General features: G+C 39.7%; 24 protein-coding genes and 2 other annotated features. Of the genes, 3 read left to right on the top strand and 21 right to left on the bottom strand.

The genetic code is table 11. The features are described from left to right. Positions 1 to 185: 185 nt before the first annotated feature. Both ACJQWY_RS05620 and ACJQWY_RS05615 read right to left on the bottom strand, forming a co-directional pair. Positions 186 to 1,028, bottom strand: a complete 843-nt coding sequence (locus ACJQWY_RS05620) for a DNA-binding domain-containing protein (RefSeq protein WP_407076754.1) — start codon at positions 1,026 to 1,028, stop codon at positions 186 to 188. After that, complete coding sequence (locus ACJQWY_RS05615; protein WP_407076753.1) at positions 1,025 to 2,311, bottom strand: ATP-binding protein; 1,287 nt, start codon at positions 2,309 to 2,311, stop codon at positions 1,025 to 1,027. Before ACJQWY_RS05615 ends, ACJQWY_RS05620 begins: the two co-directional genes overlap by 4 nt. Positions 2,312 to 2,497: 186 nt before the next feature. Here ACJQWY_RS05615 and ACJQWY_RS05610 point away from each other — a divergent pair, with 186 nt between their 5' ends. Continuing rightward, entirely contained in the window at positions 2,498 to 4,048 is a 1,551-nt protein-coding gene (locus ACJQWY_RS05610; protein WP_407076752.1) for a YfcC family protein, read from the top strand. A gap of 646 nt (positions 4,049 to 4,694) precedes the next feature. On the opposite strand, the gene ACJQWY_RS05605 is transcribed toward ACJQWY_RS05610, so the two are convergent. The 19 genes from ACJQWY_RS05605 to ACJQWY_RS05515 form a co-directional block, all read right to left on the bottom strand. After that, positions 4,695 to 4,841, bottom strand: coding sequence for a hypothetical protein (locus ACJQWY_RS05605; RefSeq protein WP_407076751.1), 147 nt, complete (start codon positions 4,839 to 4,841; stop codon positions 4,695 to 4,697). A 376-nt stretch (positions 4,842 to 5,217) separates the two neighbouring features. Next, positions 5,218 to 6,126, bottom strand: coding sequence for a GRP family sugar transporter (locus tag ACJQWY_RS05600; protein ID WP_407076750.1), 909 nt, complete (start codon positions 6,124 to 6,126; stop codon positions 5,218 to 5,220). A 113-nt stretch (positions 6,127 to 6,239) separates the two neighbouring features. Further along, entirely contained in the window at positions 6,240 to 6,662 is a 423-nt protein-coding gene (rbsD, locus tag ACJQWY_RS05595; RefSeq protein WP_407076749.1) for a D-ribose pyranase, read from the bottom strand. Positions 6,663 to 6,688: 26 nt separating this feature from the next. Beyond that, a complete protein-coding gene (gene rbsK / locus ACJQWY_RS05590) occupies positions 6,689 to 7,624 on the bottom strand; it encodes a ribokinase (protein ID WP_407076748.1) in 936 nt (311 codons plus the stop codon). A 524-nt stretch (positions 7,625 to 8,148) separates the two neighbouring features. Continuing rightward, the gene (locus tag ACJQWY_RS05585; protein WP_407076747.1) at positions 8,149 to 9,255 is read right to left on the bottom strand and encodes an SLC13 family permease; all 1,107 of its coding nucleotides are present in this window, start codon (positions 9,253 to 9,255) and stop codon (positions 8,149 to 8,151) included. After that, positions 9,248 to 9,430: a hypothetical protein gene (locus tag ACJQWY_RS05580; RefSeq protein WP_407076746.1), complete on the bottom strand. Its 183-nt coding sequence runs from the start codon at positions 9,428 to 9,430 to the stop codon at positions 9,248 to 9,250. The genes ACJQWY_RS05585 and ACJQWY_RS05580 overlap by 8 nt, the downstream gene beginning before the upstream one ends. Positions 9,431 to 9,802: 372 nt before the next feature. Beyond that, positions 9,803 to 10,168 (bottom strand): 50S ribosomal protein L7/L12, encoded by a 366-nt coding sequence (rplL, locus tag ACJQWY_RS05575; protein WP_407076745.1) that lies wholly within the window; start codon positions 10,166 to 10,168, stop codon positions 9,803 to 9,805. Positions 10,169 to 10,251: 83 nt separating this feature from the next. Continuing rightward, on the bottom strand, positions 10,252 to 10,752 hold the full coding sequence (rplJ, locus tag ACJQWY_RS05570) for a 50S ribosomal protein L10 (protein WP_407076744.1): 501 nt from the start codon (positions 10,750 to 10,752) through the stop codon (positions 10,252 to 10,254). Positions 10,753 to 10,778: 26 nt separating this feature from the next. Then, positions 10,779 to 10,907: a sequence feature (ribosomal protein L10 leader region), on the bottom strand. A gap of 57 nt (positions 10,908 to 10,964) precedes the next feature. Continuing rightward, positions 10,965 to 11,657 (bottom strand): 50S ribosomal protein L1, encoded by a 693-nt coding sequence (gene rplA / locus ACJQWY_RS05565; RefSeq protein ID WP_407076743.1) that lies wholly within the window; start codon positions 11,655 to 11,657, stop codon positions 10,965 to 10,967. Positions 11,658 to 11,782: 125 nt separating this feature from the next. Continuing rightward, a complete protein-coding gene (gene rplK, locus ACJQWY_RS05560; protein WP_057753991.1) occupies positions 11,783 to 12,208 on the bottom strand; it encodes a 50S ribosomal protein L11 in 426 nt (141 codons plus the stop codon). A gap of 149 nt (positions 12,209 to 12,357) precedes the next feature. Next, on the bottom strand, positions 12,358 to 12,969 hold the full coding sequence (gene nusG / locus ACJQWY_RS05555; protein ID WP_407076742.1) for a transcription termination/antitermination protein NusG: 612 nt from the start codon (positions 12,967 to 12,969) through the stop codon (positions 12,358 to 12,360). A gap of 101 nt (positions 12,970 to 13,070) precedes the next feature. Then, positions 13,071 to 13,241: a preprotein translocase subunit SecE gene (gene secE / locus ACJQWY_RS05550; RefSeq protein ID WP_407076741.1), complete on the bottom strand. Its 171-nt coding sequence runs from the start codon at positions 13,239 to 13,241 to the stop codon at positions 13,071 to 13,073. A 28-nt stretch (positions 13,242 to 13,269) separates the two neighbouring features. Then, a complete protein-coding gene (gene rpmG / locus ACJQWY_RS05545) occupies positions 13,270 to 13,419 on the bottom strand; it encodes a 50S ribosomal protein L33 (protein ID WP_057753981.1) in 150 nt (49 codons plus the stop codon). A 48-nt stretch (positions 13,420 to 13,467) separates the two neighbouring features. After that, a complete protein-coding gene (locus ACJQWY_RS05540) occupies positions 13,468 to 14,004 on the bottom strand; it encodes a sigma-70 RNA polymerase sigma factor region 4 domain-containing protein (protein ID WP_407076740.1) in 537 nt (178 codons plus the stop codon). Between the two features lie 133 nt (positions 14,005 to 14,137). Beyond that, the gene (rlmB, locus tag ACJQWY_RS05535; RefSeq protein ID WP_407076763.1) at positions 14,138 to 14,878 is read right to left on the bottom strand and encodes a 23S rRNA (guanosine(2251)-2'-O)-methyltransferase RlmB; all 741 of its coding nucleotides are present in this window, start codon (positions 14,876 to 14,878) and stop codon (positions 14,138 to 14,140) included. Positions 14,879 to 14,957: 79 nt separating this feature from the next. Then, positions 14,958 to 15,383, bottom strand: a complete 426-nt coding sequence (locus ACJQWY_RS05530; RefSeq protein ID WP_407076739.1) for a Mini-ribonuclease 3 — start codon at positions 15,381 to 15,383, stop codon at positions 14,958 to 14,960. Between the two features lie 88 nt (positions 15,384 to 15,471). Beyond that, positions 15,472 to 16,896, bottom strand: a complete 1,425-nt coding sequence (cysS, locus tag ACJQWY_RS05525) for a cysteine--tRNA ligase (protein WP_407076738.1) — start codon at positions 16,894 to 16,896, stop codon at positions 15,472 to 15,474. A gap of 23 nt (positions 16,897 to 16,919) precedes the next feature. Further along, complete coding sequence (gene nadE / locus ACJQWY_RS05520) at positions 16,920 to 17,747, bottom strand: ammonia-dependent NAD(+) synthetase (protein ID WP_407076737.1); 828 nt, start codon at positions 17,745 to 17,747, stop codon at positions 16,920 to 16,922. Between the two features lie 18 nt (positions 17,748 to 17,765). Continuing rightward, a complete protein-coding gene (locus ACJQWY_RS05515) occupies positions 17,766 to 19,238 on the bottom strand; it encodes a nicotinate phosphoribosyltransferase (protein ID WP_407076736.1) in 1,473 nt (490 codons plus the stop codon). A gap of 188 nt (positions 19,239 to 19,426) precedes the next feature. Between ACJQWY_RS05515 and ACJQWY_RS05510 the strand changes: the two genes are divergently transcribed. Then, entirely contained in the window at positions 19,427 to 20,095 is a 669-nt protein-coding gene (locus ACJQWY_RS05510) for a YoaK family protein (protein ID WP_407076735.1), read from the top strand. Positions 20,096 to 20,144: 49 nt separating this feature from the next. Continuing rightward, positions 20,145 to 20,407: a binding site (T-box leader), on the top strand. Between the two features lie 60 nt (positions 20,408 to 20,467). Then, positions 20,468 to 21,292: a MetQ/NlpA family ABC transporter substrate-binding protein gene (locus ACJQWY_RS05505; RefSeq protein ID WP_407076734.1), complete on the top strand. Its 825-nt coding sequence runs from the start codon at positions 20,468 to 20,470 to the stop codon at positions 21,290 to 21,292. Positions 21,293 to 21,304 lie beyond the last annotated feature (12 nt).

Genomic DNA, 21,304 nt, shown 5'->3' with positions numbered 1-21,304 from the left:
GGGGTAAATTATTGAGTTTTCAGTGAATTTTAAAATGACCTAAACGGCTTTATATCAGCGATTGTATTTAACACTAGCATTCTTATACATTAACAACTTCCTTGATGAAAAAACTATTTACCTGACCCACTGTATTACTGAGTCCGTCGGTAACGCACCCTTGTTCCACGTGAAACAATGTCGTATTACTCGCGTTCTGCCATCAAGATCAAACCTTCCATAAATTTACGCAAAGCTACTTTCCCATGGGCATGATGCTGTCCTTGTAGATACAACATTTCCGTCCGAACATTTTTATAATCATAGAGGATATTACCATAGTCTAAAGCTATGTCATCATTAAAATCATCTAATTGCCGCGTAGCTAAATTCGTCAACCCATTTTTCATTGCTCGGCGCATTCGCTGAAAAATAATCTTTTTTTCATGTTGATCAATCGTATATTGTTTTTCAAAATCAATTTGATTGAAATGCAAATGATGTTCCAACATAATTTCAGCGGTAAATAAAATATCGGCGGTCCCCACTTCAGTCGAGATTCCCAAATATTTTAAAATCATCCGTACTTGTTCCATCGCTTGTGGGACTGTTTGCGCGTGCGGACTTTGTTGCATTTTTTCATCCCCCACCAGACTTTGAATATAGGCCAACTTAGTCTGCATTTGTAAACTATCGCGCACTTTTTCAATCACAGTCTTAACTTCAATTACATTAATCGGCTTATCAATAAAAAATTCAATCCCCGCTTGATAGGCTTTCTCCCGTAATTCCAAATCGCGCACCTGAGATATCATAATCACTTTAATCTGAGGACGCTGCTTTTTTAAGCGCAACACCAAATCAACGCCCGATAATTCCGGCATTAATAAATCAACCAATAGAATATCAACGTCTAAAGTTAAAACGGCTTGAAGCCCAGACAAAGGATCTTGACTCGTTCCCACCACCATCGCATTATGATCTTGCTCAATGATTTGTTGAAGCACCAACGGCACCGCCTGATCATCATCTATAATGTAAAAATTCATGTCTCTACCTCACCTAATAAATGGTCAATTTTAAACTGAGCCGTAAATTTAGCACCGTGTTGCGGACTGGATTCAACATGAATCTGTCCTGCAAAAGTTTTTTCCATCAGCTGTTGCGTATGATAAAGCCCAATTCCCCGATAGACATCACCGGTTTCGGCATTGAATTTGGTGGTAAAACCGGGTGTGAAAATTTGGGCTTGCATTTGTTGTGTCATCCCCGGCCCATTGTCTGCGACCACTAGCCACAAATACTCACCGTCACGCCAAACGCTAATTGTAATCACTCCACGTCGCTGTTGACTGAGCGCATCCATACTATTAAAAATTAAATTCGATAATATCGTCACCATAGTGTAATGCTCAACAATTACTAGCTCGCCTTCAACCTTTTCTTGAATCACCACATCTAATTGACCATCACGAATCACCCGTCGCGCGTATTCCGTGACCACCCGAATAATTTCGGTTAAGCGCATCGTCACCACGCGTTCCATTGTAAAACTAGCCGCCAGCCCTCGCATCACATTTTGGTAATCTTTTTTCACCTCGTGCACATCCCGCGCAATTGCTAGTGCCCGATTACTCGTTGCATGATCTATCACCTGTAATTCATCATTTAAGAGATATGCATTTTTCATAATGCTTTCCAATTCCGCCACGTTTTTTTGCATAAAATATAACTCATTTTTGACTGATGCCGCTGCCATAATAAAATCATAATATTGCTGTTCGTGTCGCTCAAGGCGTAATAATAGCGCAAAATAATGGTACCCAAATGCCAGCACACAGCTGGCCAGCGTTCGTAATAATGCCACCGCAAAAATAATTTTAAAGAAGTCTAAATTGGGGACTTGCCAATGATTTAAAATGCTAACCTCGAATAAATTAGCCCCATAATCACAAAGTACAATCGTCACAAAAAATGTGGCATTATTCCAACTCCCACGGCGCCAATAAAACCAATAGTAAATCAACCCATACAGAATATAAAAAGCCATATCCGCCCAAATGTATAACCAAATTTGCTGCGGCGAACTTTGCTGGCTAACTAGCATCAAAATCCCGCGAAACACTGGAGAAGCTACCGCCACCGTCAGCGTTAAAGGAATCGGGTTCAAATCAGTATTAAAATATAAAAAAATGGGTAAAATCAGCGGTGACAAGGCAATAATAAAGCCGGGCACGAGCGCTGACCATTGAATTTGGGAGGCTAAAGCAATCCAAAACGCCGCAATCATAATTCGCTGCCCACGTCCCGCATGTTTAAGTTGATGATTCATACATTCCTCCAATTTTGAGGTTTTTTGAAGTTTCAAGAAACCGTTTACATATAATGTTAATTGTAGCCAGTAGTAACTACCTTTGACAAGTTCGATTCATACAATCATGATTGTGAATTTACCTATTGTCTCCAGATTTAAGCTGCTCTGGCTATAATCTTATGAATAAGGTATAGGAATATTATTATGGTAGGTATTAGTAAAAAGCCTCGTTTTAAATTTAAAATGCCGGGTGCTTTCGTTATTCTTTTCATTTTAACAATTGTTGCCGTTGCGGCGACTTGGTTAGTCCCCGCAGGTAGTTATTCAAAGTTGTCTTACGATCAGCCTTCAAAACATTTAGTCGTTAAAACACCGGATGGTCCCACTGATAAAGTGCCTGCTACCCAACAAGAACTTGATAAATTAGGCGTTAAAATTGATATTAATCAATTTACTAGTGGTGGAATTACCCAAGAGATTTCCATCCCCAATACTTATAATCGTTTGAAACAACGCCCCGCTAGTTTAGCTGCGATTCCAAATAGTATGGTCCAAGGAACGGTGGAAGCAGTTGATATTATGGTCTTCATCTTTGTCCTGGGCGGATTAATTGGAGTCGTTAAGGCCAGCGGCGCCTTTGAAGCCGGTCTCTTAGCCTTAACGAAAAAAACAAAAGGGCATGAATTTATGCTCATTTTCTTAGTAGCGATTTTAATGATTTTAGGTGGAACCTTATGTGGAATTGAGGAAGAAGCTGTCGCCTTTTATCCTATCTTAGTGCCAGTCTTTATTGCGATGGGCTATGATTCGATTGTCTGTGTTGGCGCGATTTTCCTCGCTAGTTCGGTCGGAACCGCCTTCTCAACTATCAACCCCTTCTCAGTCGTGATTGCTTCGAATGCGGCCGGAATTAATTTTACCCAAGGAATTATGTGGCGAGTCGTCGGATGTTTCATCGCCGGGGTATTCGTTCTTGGTTACCTGTATTGGTATAGCAAGCGCGTGAAGGCCAATCCAGCGCTTTCATATTCTTACGAAGACCAAAATCGCTTTAAAAAGCTTTGGGCGGTCACCTCAGATCAAAATCCTTTAGAGAGTACGTTTAGTTTCCGTAAGAAATTAATCTTAATTTTCTTTGTCATTGGGTTCCCAATCATGGTCTGGGGCGTTATGTCACAAGGTTGGTGGTTCCCAACCATGGCTGCTTCTTTCCTAAGCTTTGCAATTTTAATTATGTTCCTAACCGCTACCGGTCCAAATGGAATTGGTGACAAAGGCGTCGTTGATGCCTTTGTCAACGGTGCTTCCAGCTTAGTTGGAGTTTCATTAATTATTGGTCTGGCACGAGGAATCAACCTCATTCTAAATAACGGTATGATTTCGGACACGATGCTAGAGTTCTCGTCATCTTTGGTTAATCATATGAGCGGTCCGGTCTTTATCATTACCATGCTCTTGATTTTCTTCGTCCTAGGATTCATCGTCCCATCATCATCCGGTTTAGCCGTACTTTCAATGCCAATCTTAGCACCTTTAGCTGATACGGTTAATATCCCACGTTTCGTTGTCGTCACTGCTTATCAATTTGGTCAATATGCCATGCTCTTCTTGGCCCCAACTGGCTTAGTAATGGCTACCTTGCAAATGTTAGACATGAAGTATTCTCATTGGTTCCGTTTCGTATGGCCCGTGGTCGCCTTTGTGCTCATCTTCGGTGGCATTCTATTAGTTGCTGAAGTCATGGTCTACGCCTAAACTGAATTAATGATTAAACGTCTAAGCACGATTTCTCAGTGCTAGACGTTTTTTATTGCCCGCGATTCTAGCTAGCTACTCATCATATCATATACAAAAGGACAAACATGTGGCTGATTCCACTCAATGTATCATCTACTACTTAAAATTCTACGTGCGTTGAGCAACGTTTAATTAGCATATTATTTTAAATAATCCACATCTTTCACCAAAGATAAATCAGCATGTTGCACAATGACGCCGTTTTCACCAATTCATTAACAAACCGCGTGATTGAGCTTAGCGAACTAATCCCACAAAATTGACCAATTGTCTTATTGGTAATTCAATAATCAATCATAATCTTGCCGATCACATCATCACGCTCAACAAATAATTGCGCTCACTCATCCACAAAAGCCACTACTTGCCTGGTTTTACGGTTTTCCAAAATTCGTTCAATTTGCTTAATATTGGCATCGATTTGTTTGCGATAGTAAATTTTGACAGATTGGCTGATTATTAATCAAATACCAAAATTTCGCACACTTAATTTTGTCAAAAATGACTCGCTCAAAGTCTACTTTCATGGCATAAGGTTGTTCCACGATTGCTTCATTTTCACTATGCAACAAGGAGACAGTGCTCGGTCGTTGATTCATACACATCAAATTAAAACGCTCATGTCCATTCCAATTAAAGAAATAATGACAATACCTTCTAATAAGATATAAATACTCGATTCCAAATCATGTTCCTGCGTTAAATAATTGTTCTTCAAAACTTCGCTTTTGACTTGATCGTCAATTTTCATTTAATTCATTACCTTTAAAAAATAATTATATAGTTTCTCTTCATCTAATTACTCATATTCATAATCATTTAAACAAAAGGCGCAGTTCCCCTCTAGAATTAGCTACGATCCTAGATACTATTGGCAACCACAACGAAAAAACAATAGCTCTTGTAGTGCTGTATCTCCATATTTCTTTATCCAATTAATTTTAATGCCCTTTATAGATTAAATATAAATTACAATCATATTGTGTAATTATTTATCATTTTTAGTATAAGATTCCTTGACCATCGCATAATATATGCTACTTGAAACTTTTTAAAACCACCAAAAAACGACCCCACCATTACTGATGAGCCCGTTTAATCATAATCATTTCTGCATTAAATTAACATTAGATAAAGGCAGTTACCGCAGCGGCAGCCACAATCATTACCAACCCAATTGAAATCACAGACCATTCCTTACCAGTCTTATGAACATGCATCACAATAATTCCTGAAACCGTAGCTCCAACAATTGAAACTTGTGACAAAACGAATCCGGTTGCCAAACCAAGCATAGCTGGTTGAGCTGAAACCAAGTATCCCAAAGCAGCCATCGCAAAGAAGAATCCTGAGAAAATTTGCTTGTAAGTTACTGATTGACTAAAGATGTTGTTACTGTTCTTAAATGTCTCATACAATCCAACTAACAACCCAAAGGCAGCCATTCCAATTGCTTGTGGCAAGAACATGTGCATTCCATCAGTACCATGCGTATATTGTGGAAGAATTCCGTACAATGAGTAACCAATTTGGGCAATCAACAAAACCCCAACGGCCTTCATCAACAATTGCTTGTTTCCAGCCGTTTTCTTTTCTTGATAAGTCGTTAAGTAAGCCCCAATCAAGATAATCACAACTGCAAAGAAACCAAGTACCTTTGAAGTCATTGAAGACCAGTTACCTAACATTACCACACCCCAAACCACGTTGGCGGTGATTTGGAAAGCAGTTGAGATTGGCATAGCCTTAGCTGAACCTAATTCATTACCGGCTTCGTCTTTCATTCCAAAAGCCATAATCGTCAACACATTTCCAAAAGCCCAAGCAGCCCCTGAGAAGAAGGCCAACCAGAAGTTAGCACCGTGCAACATTGGCATTTTAGTAACCAAAACCAAAACAATCGCAACAATCAAAGTTCCCCAAGTTGCCCCAAAAATTCCTTGAACCGGCTTACCACCAAAGTATGAAACCAAGGTTGGATACGCACTCCAACCAATAATTGCCAAGAGGGCAAAGAATAATCCTGTAATATTCATTTTTCTAATCCTTACTTTAATAAAATTTTCATCACAAAGATATGAGGCCCACCGTAATAGCAAGCTATGGTATGGGCCTCACACTAGTGATTAATTCGTTAATAATAGCTCAATTATTTAATTGCTTCGCCTTCAAAATCAACGTTTGATTCCAAAACAATATTTGAAAATGGCGTAATTTCACCAGTCCGCACCGTTGCAATGTTATTCTCATCACGGCTCATAGCCTTCAACTCATCGTGTGAAATGTAGGCAATTTCAACATCAGCATCAAGTAAAGCTTTGATTGCTTCAAATTGTGCTGGATTTTCTGTCTTAATTTCTTCAGCTAAGTAGACTTTTTGAACCTTCATTTCTGAAAGAGTAGCCTTCAAAACATCAATAAACAAAGGTAATCCACGCACAACGGACAAATCAATCTTACGTCCGTCATCCTTGATTGGAAGACCAGAATCCCCAATTGTTAACCATTGAGTGTGACCAATTTCTGAAATAGCATTTGAAAGCTTAGTATTCAAAAGATTTGTTTTACGCATTTTTAATTCCTCTTTTTTAATCTGAATTATTTGTGAGCTTCTAAAACAGCCAAAACTTCAGCTTCAGTTGGAATACTTGGTTGTGCTCCGGCCCGTGATACGGTCAATGATGAAGCGGCTGATCCATAACGCATTGCTTCAGCCAAGTTGTCCAAGTTCTTGTTCAAACGAGTCGCAGTGGCCCCGATGAAAGTATCTCCAGCGGCGGTAGTATCAACAGCCTTAACCTTAAAGGCAGGCACAATTCCTTCTTCTCCATTGTCACGCATGTAGAATGAACCTTCTGAACCAATAGTAATGATGACAGTATCAATTCCGCGTTCGAAATAGTAAGCCGCATTGTGCAACATTGAGTGCTCATCAGTCACTTCAATACCAGTCAAGATAAACGTCTCATGTTCATTTGGCGCAATGATGTCTGTCAATGACAACAATTCAGCTGGCAAACCACCAACTTCAGGCATTGGAGCTGGATTCAAAATCGTCTTGACCCCATTTTCACGCGCAATCTTGAAGCCTTCGATAACTGTCTCCATTGGTGTTTCCAATTGAGCAATCACGAAATCTGATTCAGCAATTGCATCCGCGTGGCCCCGAACATCAGCAGCGGTCATATCAGCATTAGCTCCACCATAGATATGGATAATGTTGTCACCAGTCTCTTCTGAAACAGTAATGTAAGCTTGTCCAGTCTCTTCACTTTCTGAAAGCATAACATGTTCAGTACTTAGGTTTTCAACGTTCATGTTCTTAGAAAGATCAAGTTCTTTCCCAACCTTAGTAATCATGTTGGTCTTAACCCCAGAGCGTGCAACCGCAACCCCTTGGTTCAAACCTTTTCCACCCATTGCCTCAACTTGGTGGTTAGGAGTGTGCAAAGTTTCTCCACTTGTCGCAAAACGCGGTACAGAAACGACCTTATCAACATTGGTCGATCCCAAAACTGTAATAATCTTAGCCATGTTTGTTTCCTTCATTTTTCTATAATATTTTTCAAAAGTTCTGCTTACCACGGAGGGACGCTAATATTTTTTATTATTAGTGTCCAACTCCATGTGAAGCACCTTTCAATTTTTATATTATAATATATAAATTTTCCCTTGTAAACGTTTTCTGAAATTTTTTTCCAAATTACGCCATTACAGAATGTTAAACGTTTTATTAAAAACAGTTAAACGTTTTATCTAAATATAAATATTTATATTTTATTATTTTATTAATCATGATTATGTATATTAATGGTCAATACATCTGCTTGAATCATTTAAATTAAATTTTTATATTTTGTTTTTAAATGAAAATGATTTGCATATACCAAATAATTCAGCAAATTTATGTACATTATTTGGAAATAAACAGCCAAAATTTAAGTAATTCATCAATTTACCCTTTTTTCACGTGCAATCGCTTTCAAACATTCGCATTAATCCCCCGAAGCTATAAAAAAACCAGCTGAGCAATCTCAACTGGCATTAATTATTTATTTTTAAATCATACCAATCCCAAAAATCAACAGTAAGATTCCGGCAAAGGCAAAGTTAACTACCATAAATAGCTTCATAAATGTTCCAGAATAACTTGGTTCCATTTGTTTAAAGAGCCGGTAACCAATCAAATTGGCCATCGACGCAACGACGGTTCCATATCCCCCAATATTAGAAGCCAAGAACAGCGCCTTAGCATGCGTCGTAAACGTTGAAATCAAAATGGTTGTTGGTAAGTTCGAAATAAACTGACTCAGCGCAAAAGTTCCTAAGAAAACATGGGCCTTCGTATCAAACAGCATACCCACTACATTTTGCACCATCGTTATATGGGATAAATTGTTCGTAGCAATGAAAAAGAACAAGAAGGTTGCTAGCAGGCCCCAATCAACCATTCTAAACATCTTGTGGTTATACAGGAAGAATGCAATCAGCACCGTCCCAATGGCCAAATTAAAAGGAGTCCAACCAAAGATTGTCGCCACCAAGATTAACCCGGTAATAACCAGAAAGCTTAAGCGTTGATTACTAACTTCCACTTTTGGAGTTAAATCAATTTTTAAAGGCGTGGCTCGTACAAAACGGGTAATAATAAACATTAATATTAGACTAGCTAAGGTAAGCTCCAACGACCATTTAAAGAATTCTTGAACACTGATATGATAATAACCAAACATATACAAATTTTGTGATTTACCAAATGGGAACAAAATAGCCCCTGAATTAGCAGCCATAATCACTAAAGTCGATCCCACGATTTTTAAACGTGGTGACAATTCCTTGGCAAGTCGTAAATAGATTGGCATAATCGTTAAAATCGCAATATCATTCGATAAAAACATAGCCCCAAAAAAGGATAAAACGGTCACGCTCGTCATCAAGGTGCGAGCATGGTGACTGCGATTGACCAACCAAACCGCAATTGCATGAAAAATACCAGCATTTTCAAGCAAGCCTACCCAAATCATCATTGTCATTAAACTAAAAATGGTATGCCAATTAATTGCACTAAAATCGGGTCGAACGCAAAGCGAAGTTATTAAGGCTAGTATCATACTAGCGGTAAACATCACGTCCGTTTTTAAATATATAAATATTTGTTTAATCATTAATCGACTGCACTTTCTCCATGATACGGCCTTCGCTATTCGCACGACGAATAATTTGATAAGCCTTGGCAGCCATGATACTAGTAAGACCAGCTGTAATCATGATTACAGGGACTAGTTCAATCGCTAACTGCCCAGTCGATAAATTATGGTTGGTATGATTTAAGTGCTCCATGCTACACCATCTCCTTATGATAAATACTCAACTTATCTATTATCTGAAAAAACTGTTCTTTACGCAAACACTAAACTGTAATATAAAATATTTACTTTAAATTAATGTCCGGATTTTTTTTAATTCTCAATGATGTTTAATTGATTTATACTTTAAATCAATTAAACAAGTAACTATTTTATCTATTATCATTAATATAGTTCGTATTTTTTCGTAATAATCTTTACAAAACTATTTATATTTATCTGGATATATTCATCAATTCACACCTAATGAATTTAAGCGTCACGACAAAAATTGTGATTTACAAAAAAAAGGAGCCTTAACTCCTCAAAAAGAGAAGTTAAAGCTCCTATTTTATTAAAGCAAAAATTACTTAACAGTAACTTCGGCTCCAGTTTCTTCCAACTTAGCCTTCAAGTCGTTAGCTTCGTCTTCTGAAATTCCTTCCTTGATAACTGAAGGTGCATTGTCGACAAGACCCTTAGCATCCTTCAATCCCAATCCAGTAACTTCACGAACAGCCTTGATTACTTGAACCTTAGCGTTACCTGCTGAAGTCAATTCAACATCGAATTCAGTCTTGGCAGCAGCTTCACCACCAGCAGCACCAGCAGCTGCAACAGGGGCAGCAGCTGAAACACCAAATTCTTCTTCAATAGCTGATACCAAGTCAGCCAAGTCCATGATCGTTGCTTCCTTCAATGAAGCGATGATTGAATCCTTATCAAAAGCCATGATAATAATCTCCTTTTATTTTTGCCACAATGGCAGAATTAATAGTTTGTTGTAACTGATTGTAAAACCAATTGATTTTATGCTTAAGCTTCTTCAGCCTTGGCGTCAGAAACGGCCTTAACTGCATAAGCGACGTTGCGGATAGGTGCTTGCAATGTTGACAACAACATTGATAGCAATCCATCGCGGTCTGGCAAAGCGGCATATTTGTTAATATCTTCGACACTAGCAATTGAGCCGTCAATCACACCACCCTTGATTTCTAGGGCATCGATTTCGTCAGCATACTTCTTCAAAATCCGGGCTGGTGCAATAGCATCTTCATTTGAAAATGCAACTGCAGAAGGTCCAGCAAAAAGGTCATTCAAGTCAGATAAATCAGCTGCTTCAGCGGCACGCGTCAAAACCTTGTTCTTGATAACTTTCAACTCAACGCCTTCTTCACGCAATGACTTACGCAAACTGTTTGATTGATCAACAGTCAATCCACGGACGTCAACCACAACAGAAGAAGTTGCTTCTTTAAACTTGTTAGCGACTTCTTCAACTTGTTGTGCTTTAACTGCAATAGTTGCTTCACTCATGGGTTTGTATCCTCCTATTTAGATTTGATTCTAACTAAGAACCCCCAACACTTAGAGTGCCGGGGGCTCAAATTTGCTTTCGCTCATTTTCACTTCCTCGGCAGGGTATTAAGGCAAATAGCCACCGGCGTCTTAGGTAGAATCGATTTAATTCATTAGACAATATACCAGATAATCCTGATGAAAGTCAATGAACGATAATAACTTTTTAATTACAATGAAGTAACATCCAAGTTAATAGCAGGACCAAACGTTGATGCAATTGAAACGTGTTGCACGTAAGTTCCCTTAACAGCTGAAGGACGTGCCTTCAAGACAACGTCAGAAATTGACTTGATGTTGCCAGCCAACTTATCTGCATCAAATGAAACCTTACCAACAGGAACTGCAACATTTCCGTCGCGGTCCGTCCGGTAAGTAACCTTACCAGCTTTAGACTCTTCAACAGCCTTAGCCACATCAAATGTAACTGTACCAGTCTTAGGGTTTGGCATCAATCCCTTAGGTCCAAGTACACGTCCAACGCGTCCAACTTGTGCCATCATATCAGGAGTTGCGATTGCAACATCAAAGTCCAACCATCCGTCAGAAATCCGTTGTACTAATTCAGCACCACCGACAACATCGGCTCCAGCTGCTTCAGCTTCCTTTGCCTTGTCTCCTTGAGCAAAGACCACAACAGTTTGGTCTTTTCCAGTTCCATTAGGCAAAACAACGGCTCCACGCAATTGTTGGTCAGCTTGACGTGTATCCACGTTCAACTTAAAAGCGATTTCAACAGTTGAATCAAACTTGGCAAAGTCAATGTCCTTTACCAATGCAGCCGCTTCGTCCAAGCTATACAACTTTTCAGCATCAACTTTTTCAGCAGCCGCTAAATATTTCTTTCCATACTTCTTAGCCATGGTAGCTATTCCTCCTTGCAAATGCGGTCAAACGGTCGTTCAAGACCTCCCGCTTGATCATGCTTAGTTTCCTATGCGATCCGTACTTACACGGTTCTCAAGTTTCATTACCTCAGTTAAATAAATTAACCTTCAACAACAAATCCCATTGAACGGGCAGTACCTTCGATCATGCGAACAGCTGCATCTACGTCAGCTGCGTTTAGATCTTGCATCTTAGTCTCAGCGATTTCTTTGACTTGCGCCGCAGTAACCGTTGCTACCTTCTTTGTGTTAGGTTCTCCTGAACCCTTCTCAACACCAGCAGCCTTCTTCAAAAGAACCGCTGCCGGTGGAGTCTTTGTAATAAAGGTAAATGAACGATCTTCATAAACTGTAATTACAACCGGAATCAAAAGACCCCCTTGATCCGCTGTACGAGCATTAAACTCCTTGGCGAATCCCATGATGTTAACCCCAGCTTGTCCCAATGCAGGACCAACTGGAGGAGCAGGTGTTGCCTTACCGGCAGGAATCTGCAACTTTACAATACTTGAAACTTTCTTAGCCACGATTGTATCCTCCTTCGTGCTTGTGGTATTAAATGGCGAGTTTCGATTTCCGCCTCCCACATATCCGTGTCACCACGCATACAATAATTAATGATACCAAACATCGTTGTAAATGGCAACGTCAAAAAGAACGTTGTCAATCAATTTCTTTAATACTCAATTGGCTCAACATCCGCAAATGAAACTTGCGTTGGCGTTTCCCGACCAAAGAAGGTGACCAAAACTGTTACTTCAGCCTTGTCGTTATCCAATTCGGTAATTGGTCCTTCTTGATCAGCCATGGGTCCAGAAGTAATCTTCACGTAATCCCCAACCTTAGCATTCAAAGTAAGTTGTGTCCGGTCAGTGGTCTCTTCTTCAACAATTGGATTACCGTCTGAATCATATCGGCTCAAGAAAACATCGGCTTCTTCAGGTGTTAGTGAAACTGGCTTAGCTCCTCCTCCACGTGATCCCAAGAATCCTGTGACGTTTGGTGTGTTTCGCACAACATACCATGCTTCATCCGTCATAATCATCTTGACCAAGACATAACCAGGATATTCGTTTTCCATGTGTGTCTTCAACGCACCATCAGCATCATGCACTGGCATACCGTCTTTATCACGATCAACTACTTCTTGTTCTGGCACAATCACACGATAAATGTAATCCACCATGTTCATCGTCTCAATTCGTGATTCTAAACTTGACTTAACCTTATTTTCATAACCAGAGTATGTTTGTAGCACATACCATTCGGCTTCAATTGACTCAACCATGTGATCCTCCAAATATTTTTATCCATTTTTGTAAATTAAAAACCCTTATATCTAAGGGCCCCTAATGAATTATTAATAACTATTATTATATGCTGTTTTGGTTACTTGGACAAGAACATAATTCCTTGTTGCAACAGCCAATCAACTCCACCAAAGAATAACGCAAAAAAGATGGAGGTTCCTAAAACGATTCCAGTGTTTCGTGTATTTTCACTAAATGTAGGCCAAGTGACACGATGCATTTCCATTGCTACGGATTTTAAAAATTTCATCATCTATCTCCAAATCTCATTGATATCCTTACATTGTTTCTTTATGTAAGGTGTGGTGACCACAGAATGGGCAGAATTTTTTAACTTCAAGCCGTTCAACGCGCTCTGGTTTCTTTGCTACCATATAATTCCGTGAACCACAAACACTACAAGCTAAAGCTACTTTTTTCACAGCCATGGTCTATCTCCACTATCATTTATTTATTCCTGATTATAGCATCTGTTTCTAACCGTGTTCAAGTTGTTTTCGTACTTTTCCTAGATCTAACCGAATTTTAGATGTTGAGCAACGTAAAATTTGTGCTATTTCAGTTTGCAAATAACCCAGCCGCATTAAATCGTATGTCGCGCGTAATGGTTTTATTGTTTGATCTAACGTAATTTGATTAACTACGTAAAGCTCTAAATGGCGCAAGGTCGCCCCTTGTTTTGGCAAAATCGCCTCAATACTTAAATCTCCCAGATATACTGTCTGTTCCATACAGTTATTTTTAGGGCTCTTCAAGCGTTGCATTCGTCGCCAACAGGCTTTTTGAAAATATGAAGTAAACGCTCGATATTCATCAGCTGCTAAATTACGCCCCGTTTGCAGCAATAATATCATGGTCTCTTGTTGCCAATCTTCCGCAGTGATATCAAATGGATGCCCCCGAAAACATCCCCAAATTAAAGGCCGATATAATTTCGTTAATTCCAACAATACTTCATTCTCACCGTGTTGCAGGCGCACTAGTTGTGATTGTGTAATTCCCGTTTTTTTCATCCCCATACCTCCTAGGCTTATTATTATGCCTAAGCTAAGTAGAAATGGGGGGATAACTCGTTAAAAAACGCAACCTTCATGTGCTTCATTCTTTTAAACATTTTACGGTTCTAACCATCGTCATGCACTGCGATTAATTACCAAACGGATGCCGCGAATTAAAGGCACCATAAATTAAAAGACCGGCCGCTACAGAAGCATTCAAAGATTGCACATGTCCTACCATCGGGATTGTTAACATCTCATCAACAGATTTTTTCAAGAGAGGCGCAATACCTTTACCCTCATTACCAATGATCAATGCTGTTGGTCCGGTTGCATCCCAGCGCCGATAATCGGTTCCATTCATATCGGTTCCAAAAATCCAAACGCCACGTTCCTTTAATTGTTCCACCGTTTGTACCAAATTGGTCACGCGCGCCACTGGAACATGTTCAATTGCACCAGTTGAAGTTTTAGCCACCGTTGCCGTTAATTGAACCGCCCGACGTTTTGGAATAATAATACCGTGCACCCCTGCCGCATCAGCTGTCCGTAAAATTGAACCTAAATTATGCGGATCTTCAATTGAATCTAGAATCAAAAATAGCGGTGGCTCATCTTTTTTAGCTGCTTGTGCAAAAAGGTCATCCAGCGTGGCATAGTGGTAGGCAGAAATCGACAGCACCACCCCTTGATGATTTTGACCATCAACTAACTCATCTAATTTCGACTTCGGTGCATCTTGAATGACCAGGCCTCTTTTTTTAGCCAATGCCACAATTTCTTGCTTCAATTGATCACCAACACCCGCTTGCAACCAAACTTTATTAATTTCAGTTGTTCCCTTTAAAGCTTCCACTGCAGCATGGTGCCCATAGACAAAGTCTGTCATTTCATCTTGCTCTGATTCGCGTTTAGCTTGTCGATCACCTTTAGCCTTCTTATTTTTTGACTGCTTGAATTTATTTTGATTATTTCTCATTCCCATAATGTCTTGTTCGACCACTTTCTACTTGTTTAAAGATCCATTCCATCATTTCATCTAATCGCGTAAATTGATTACTAGCATGTAAATAGCCAATTAGCGCCTCAAAGCCAGTGGAAATTCGATAGGTAACTACATCGGTGTTTTTCGCCTTCGTATGTGAATTGGCATTTCGACCACGTTTGAAATACTCATATTCTTCATCTATTAGAAAATGATCGGCTTGCATCAGTTCAAACAATGCAGCATGTGCTTTGGCTGAAACATACGCTTTAGCTTGGCGTTGCAAACGTCCTGGCTTCGTAATTCCTTGGGCTAAAAGGTGCTGCCGAATAAAAGTTTCATAAACTGCGTCCCCTAAATAAGCCAAATCCAAACCATTTAACTGGCGATAATTAATATGTTCATCCATTTTTAATTTTTTCCACCTTTGCTGTCCACTAAATTATATCCAACATCTTTCTTGTTCCACATGAAACACGACTTCGATTACTAACCGCTTACTCGCGATGCCAACGTACCCCTTGATTGGTATCTTCTAAAACAATTCCCTGTTGCTTTAACATATCTCGAATCTCATCAGCTCGTTGATAATCTTTATTACTCCGCGCATTTTCACGTTCTTGGATTAGTTGATCGATTCCAGATGTTACCGCCGTTTCATCCTCTGCCAAAGTGTCTACTCCAAAAATACTCATTAGTTCGGTTAATTTATCCAAGATCAACGTTGCTGTTGACGCACTAATTTCTGATTGTGTGGCGTATATATTAGCTAACTCTGCCAAATTAAAGACCTCAGCTAAGCCATTTTGAACATTAAAATCATCATCCATTGCTGTCTCAAACGCTTGCAAAATTTGTTGGACTTGCTCTTGCATATCAACATCAAGCTTTTGATTTGTTTGGGCATTGGTCCGCCGAAAATCAAGATTACGATAAGCAGTTTTAATTTTAGTTAAATTCCGTTCAGCTAACTTCAAATTATCCATCGTATAAGCAATTGGGCGTCGATATTGCGTGGTGGCCATAAAGAGACGTAAGACCATCGGATCATCAAGTTCCTTTAACAAGTCATGGACGGTGGTGAAATTCCCCAACGACTTAGACATCTTAGTCTGATCATCCCCGACCGTCACAAACCCATTATGTAACCACTCGTTGACAAACTTTTCTCCCGTCCGTGCTTCTGCTTGTGCAATTTCATTTGTATGATGTGGGAAAGCTAAATCGATACCCCCACCATGAATGTCAAAGTGATTGCCTAAATATTTAATCGCCATGACTGAGCACTCAATATGCCAGCCCGGCCGACCATTTCCCCAAGGTGAATCCCATGCAATCGTGCCATCCTCAGGGGCTGCTTTCCACACCGCAAAATCCATTGGATCTTCCTTGCGTGCATTTTCTAATGGGTCCAAACGTCCAGCAGCATTATTTTCCATTTCCGCTAAATCTTGATGTGCTAACATTCCGTAATTTTGGTCCAAATGGGCACGGAAGTAAACATCACCTTCCACTTCATAAGCGGCCCCTTTATCAATTAACGATTGAACAAACTCAATAATTTCAGGGATATTTTCCGTAGCACGTGGTCGTACCGTTGCTGGCAAAATATTTAAAGCTTTTGTATCTTCTTCAAAAGCGGCTATATATTTATCCGCCAATTCTGGCACCGTAATGCCTTGTTCTGCCGCTGCCTTAATCATTTTATCATCAACATCTGTGAAGTTGGATACGTATCGTACTTCAAAGCCTCGATACATTAAATAACGTCGAATCGTATCAAAAGCAATTGCCGAACGTGCATTTCCAATATGAATGTAATTGTAAACAGTTGGTCCACAGACATACATACTAATTTTACCAGCCGCAATGGGCTTAAGTGGTTCCTTTTGCAAGGTCATTGTATTAAAAACTTGTATCATGTCGTTTTCCTCTCTCTTTTAAGTTACGCCTGCCACCACTGGGAAAAAACGTTCACTGCATCATTGCGCTTATGCTTTGTCCGTAAATACCATTTTTCAACCGTTTCCGCCGCAGCAGTGTCAATCGTTTGACCCTCCAAGTAATCATCAATTTGATCATAGGTCACTCCTAAGGCAATTTCATCCGGCAAAGCTGGACGATCTTCTTCTAGATCAGCCGTGGGCACTTTTAAATATAGATTTTCAGGAGCATCTAGTGCTCGTAAAATAGCACGTCCTTGCCGTTTGTCCAGACGATACAAAGGCATAATATCAGCTGCACCATCCCCAAATTTAGTATAAAAACCGGTTATCGCTTCAGCGGCATGATCAGTTCCAATTACGGCCCCATTTAAAGCTCCAGCTACACCATATTGCGCAATCATGCGTTGACGAGCTTTGATATTTCCTTTATTGAAATCACTAATCGTTAAATCATTTTGCGTCAACGCCGCCACGGTCACTTCAGTCGCTGGTTCAATATTAACCCGGATTGTCCGATCAGCTGCTTGCCACTCAATAGCTTGCAGTGCATCAGCTTCATCGGATTGCTCATTATATGGCAACCGGACCGCGACATATTGATAAGATGCATCATCCGTTTCGCGTCTTAACTCAGCCATCGCTACGGCAGCCATCTTCCCTGCTAAGGTTGAGTCCTGACCGCCTGAAATACCCAAGACATAAGTTTTCAGTGAGGTTGTTTTTAAATAATTTTTTAAAAGATCAACTGACCGTCGAAATTCCTCCATTGGGTCAATGTCACTTTTCACTCCTAATATTTTAATAATCTCTGCTTGTAATTCACGCATGCCAGTGACCTCCCATTCTTAATGCTGTCGATCCAATTCATCGACATAACTTTGAACTTGCTGAATCAAATTCATTTTATTATCCCAGGCTTTTTGCGACAAATCGACGGGATATTCTTGAGGATTCAAACCACGTCGATATTCTGACCACAAATGGTCTAAACGACTTTCAGAATAAGCCTGAATCGTTTGTACATCAGGGCTTACATAAATCACTTTTCCATCTACGACAACATCTTCTAACAATGGCCGTGCATCAAAGTTTTTAATATGCTTACTTAAATAAGTATGTTCTGGGTCAAACATGTGTAAGTCAGTTTGCATCTGCGGATTTTCATCCCACAAAGCAACGTAATCACCCTCTGATTTTTGATTACTGTGTCGCGTAATCCGCCAAACTTGCTTTTTACCAGGCGTTGAAATTTTAACTGCACTACTAGAAATTTTAATTGTATCTACCATTTGCCCGGCTTTATTTTCCACCGAAACGACTTTATACACTGCCCCTAAGGCTGGTTGATCAAAGGCGGTAATTAATTTCGTACCTACTCCCCAGACATCAATCTTAGCACCTTGCATTTTCAAAGAACTAATTGTTTCTTCATCTAAATCATTTGAAGCATAAATTTTGGCATCATGAAAGCCAGCAGCATCTAGCATTTTCCGTACTTCTTTTGACAAATACGCCATATCACCTGAATCAATCCGCACGCCTAAGAAATTAATTTGGTCGCCCATTTCTTGTGCTACCCGAATTGCACTTGGTACACCAGAGCGCAAAGTATCATACGTATCTACCAGAAAAACACAATCTTGATGCGTTTGTGCATAGGCCATAAAAGCATCATAATCATTCCGATAAATTTGTACTAACGCATGCGCATGCGTTCCACTAATTGGAATCCCAAAGCGCTTTCCAGCGCGGACATTGGAAGTTGCATTAAATCCGCCAATAAAGGCTGCCCGGGTTCCCCATAGCGCCGCATCCATTTCTTGTGCCCGCCGCGTTCCAAATTCTAAGAGCCCTTGATCACCAACGACTGAACGAATCCTTGATGCTTTCGTCGCAATCAATGTTTGATAATTAATAATATTTAACAATGGCGTTTCAATCAACTGCGCATCAAAAATTGAACCTTCAACTTGCAAAATAGGTTCATTATTAAAAACTACTTCGCCTTCTCGGGGAGATCGAATAGTCGCTGAAAAATGCCAATTTTCAAGATAATCTACAAAATCATCATCAAACATCGGCTCTGCTCGCATATAGGCCAAATCACTAGCTGAAAAATGTAAGCCATCGATTAATTCTAGAATATGTTCAAGTCCTGCAAAAATCGCGTATCCGTTCTCAAACGGTATTTTCCGAAAATATAATTCAAAAACGGCCTGACGTTCATGAATTCCTTTTTTAAAATACGTTTGCATCATACTAAGCTGATATGCATCTGTGTGTAAAATTAAACTATCATCCGGAAAATTTGCCGTCATAGTTATTTCTCCCAATTTATGTCTCAAAACTTTAAGTAACATATAGATTTTATCATAAAAGCGTTATTTCTTATAATCACTTCCCAATTTTGAATAAGCCCAAGCAACTTGCCCCTTCTGTTATAATTAAAAATAGTTTTTGTGTTTCACGTGAAACGCATCTACACTTTTTAAAGGAGCTGGTTGATATGCCAAAAAATAACATTAAGATGAAAGAGTCGTTAACCATCGGGGCGCTCTTGGCTTTAAATTCAGGATTTATTGATTCGTATACCTTTACTTTTCATGATGGCCGCTTTGCTTCATTTCAAAGTGGAAATATGCTTCAATTAGGCTTGAATTTAGCGCATGGGCATTGGAGCCACGCCTTAATCTTTCTATGGCCTGCTTTAGCCTTTCTCGGCGGCGCCATGTTAAATCAACTCATCAAACGGATTCGTTATGTGAACACCTGGCAATGGGAAGAATTCGCAGTATTAACAGAAGCGTTGGGTATCTTTGTAACCGTCTGTTTGGAGCTCCTTCATGTCCCAACTCCCCTCACTCTCTCCCTCTTAGCAATTTGCATGGCCATTCAAACTGACACATTCACTAAATTGAATGGGATGACTTATGCCACGACGATGTTTACTGGGAATTTAAAACGCCTCGGCTCAACCATCGCTAGTTATTTGATGAACCATCAACCTAGTGAGCTTGAACATTTGAAAAATTTGAGTCTCGTTATTTTGAGCTTTATTATCGGAGCGGTCATTGCTAGTTGGATTGGCCAAACACTTCACGGCTGGGCGTTACTATTACCAGTTTTAATTCTATTAATCATTAACCAAACGCTTAAACGCGATCGGATTGCTTAAAAAACATTTGACAGTTTTAAGATTAGCCTTTATGATGAGCCTATAGATTTTAAACAAGTTGATCAGTAAAGTAATACAAGGCTTTAGCCCAGAGAGATAACGGTTGGTGGGAGTTATCGTAAACACCTTGTACGAAAATGAACTGTGATTGGCAATGGTGAGTAGCAAGTCTATCAGCCGTTGACGGATTGGTCTACGTTACAAGACACGCGAATCGGTCGGCATCATTTTGTTAGGCCCGCTCGTTGTTGAGGCATTAGTGTGTAAACATTAATGTGAAGTAGAATGGTACCACGGACACCCGTTTCTATCTGACAAAGATTTTTGTCAGTATGAACGGGTGTTTTTTGTTGCAATCTTAGGAGGTTTATTATGAAAAATATCATTAAAAATACACTTATCACATTCGCTACCGGTGTGCTTGCCGTCAGCACCATTGCCCTACCCGCATCAGCCGCTAGTAAAACCATAACTGTCGGATTAGTTGGAACGTCGGATCAAGAAGTGTGGGAAAAAGTCGCCCATCAAGTTAAACGCAATGACAACATCACTGTTAAAACTAAAATTTTTACCGACTATAATACACCCAATCAAGCTTTACTCGACGGCTCCCTTGATTTAAACGCTTTTCAACACGTTGATTTTTTCAATAATTGGAATCAGGCTCACCACAATCAGCTCAAAATTTTGGGTAAAACTTATTTAACCCCTATGCGCATTTATTCAAAAAAGGTGAAGACCGTAACTGATTTAACCCCCCGTGCCACGGTAGCTTTGCCCAATGATCCAACCAATGAAGGGCGAGCTTTGAAACTGCTACAAACCGCCGGCCTAATTAAGCTTAATCACCAAAAGCAACCTACCGTCAAAGATGTTAAAGATAATAAATTACGCTTGAAATTTAAAACGATTGCAGCGGAACAAATTCCTATTGCACTCAAGTCTGTTGATGCAGCGGTCATTAATACCAACTATGCGCAAGAAGCGAAGCTACCATTAAATCGTTCTATCTATGTGGAACCATTAAATCATGATGCCAAGCCATGGATTAATGTCATCGCTGTCAGCAAAAAGCACAAAAACGATGCTGCTTATCAAAAAGTTTTAAAAGCCTATCAATCAAAGAATACCAAACAATATTTCAAACAGCGCTGGGGTGACACCCAGGTTCCTGCCTGGGATATTAAATTAAAGTAACTACATCCACAC

The sequence above is a fragment of the Weissella kandleri genome (genome assembly GCF_045504165.1).
In the GTDB taxonomy this organism is placed as follows: Bacteria; Bacillota; Bacilli; order Lactobacillales; family Lactobacillaceae; genus Weissella; species Weissella kandleri_A.
This window is presented reverse-complemented; position numbering and strand designations above follow the sequence as displayed.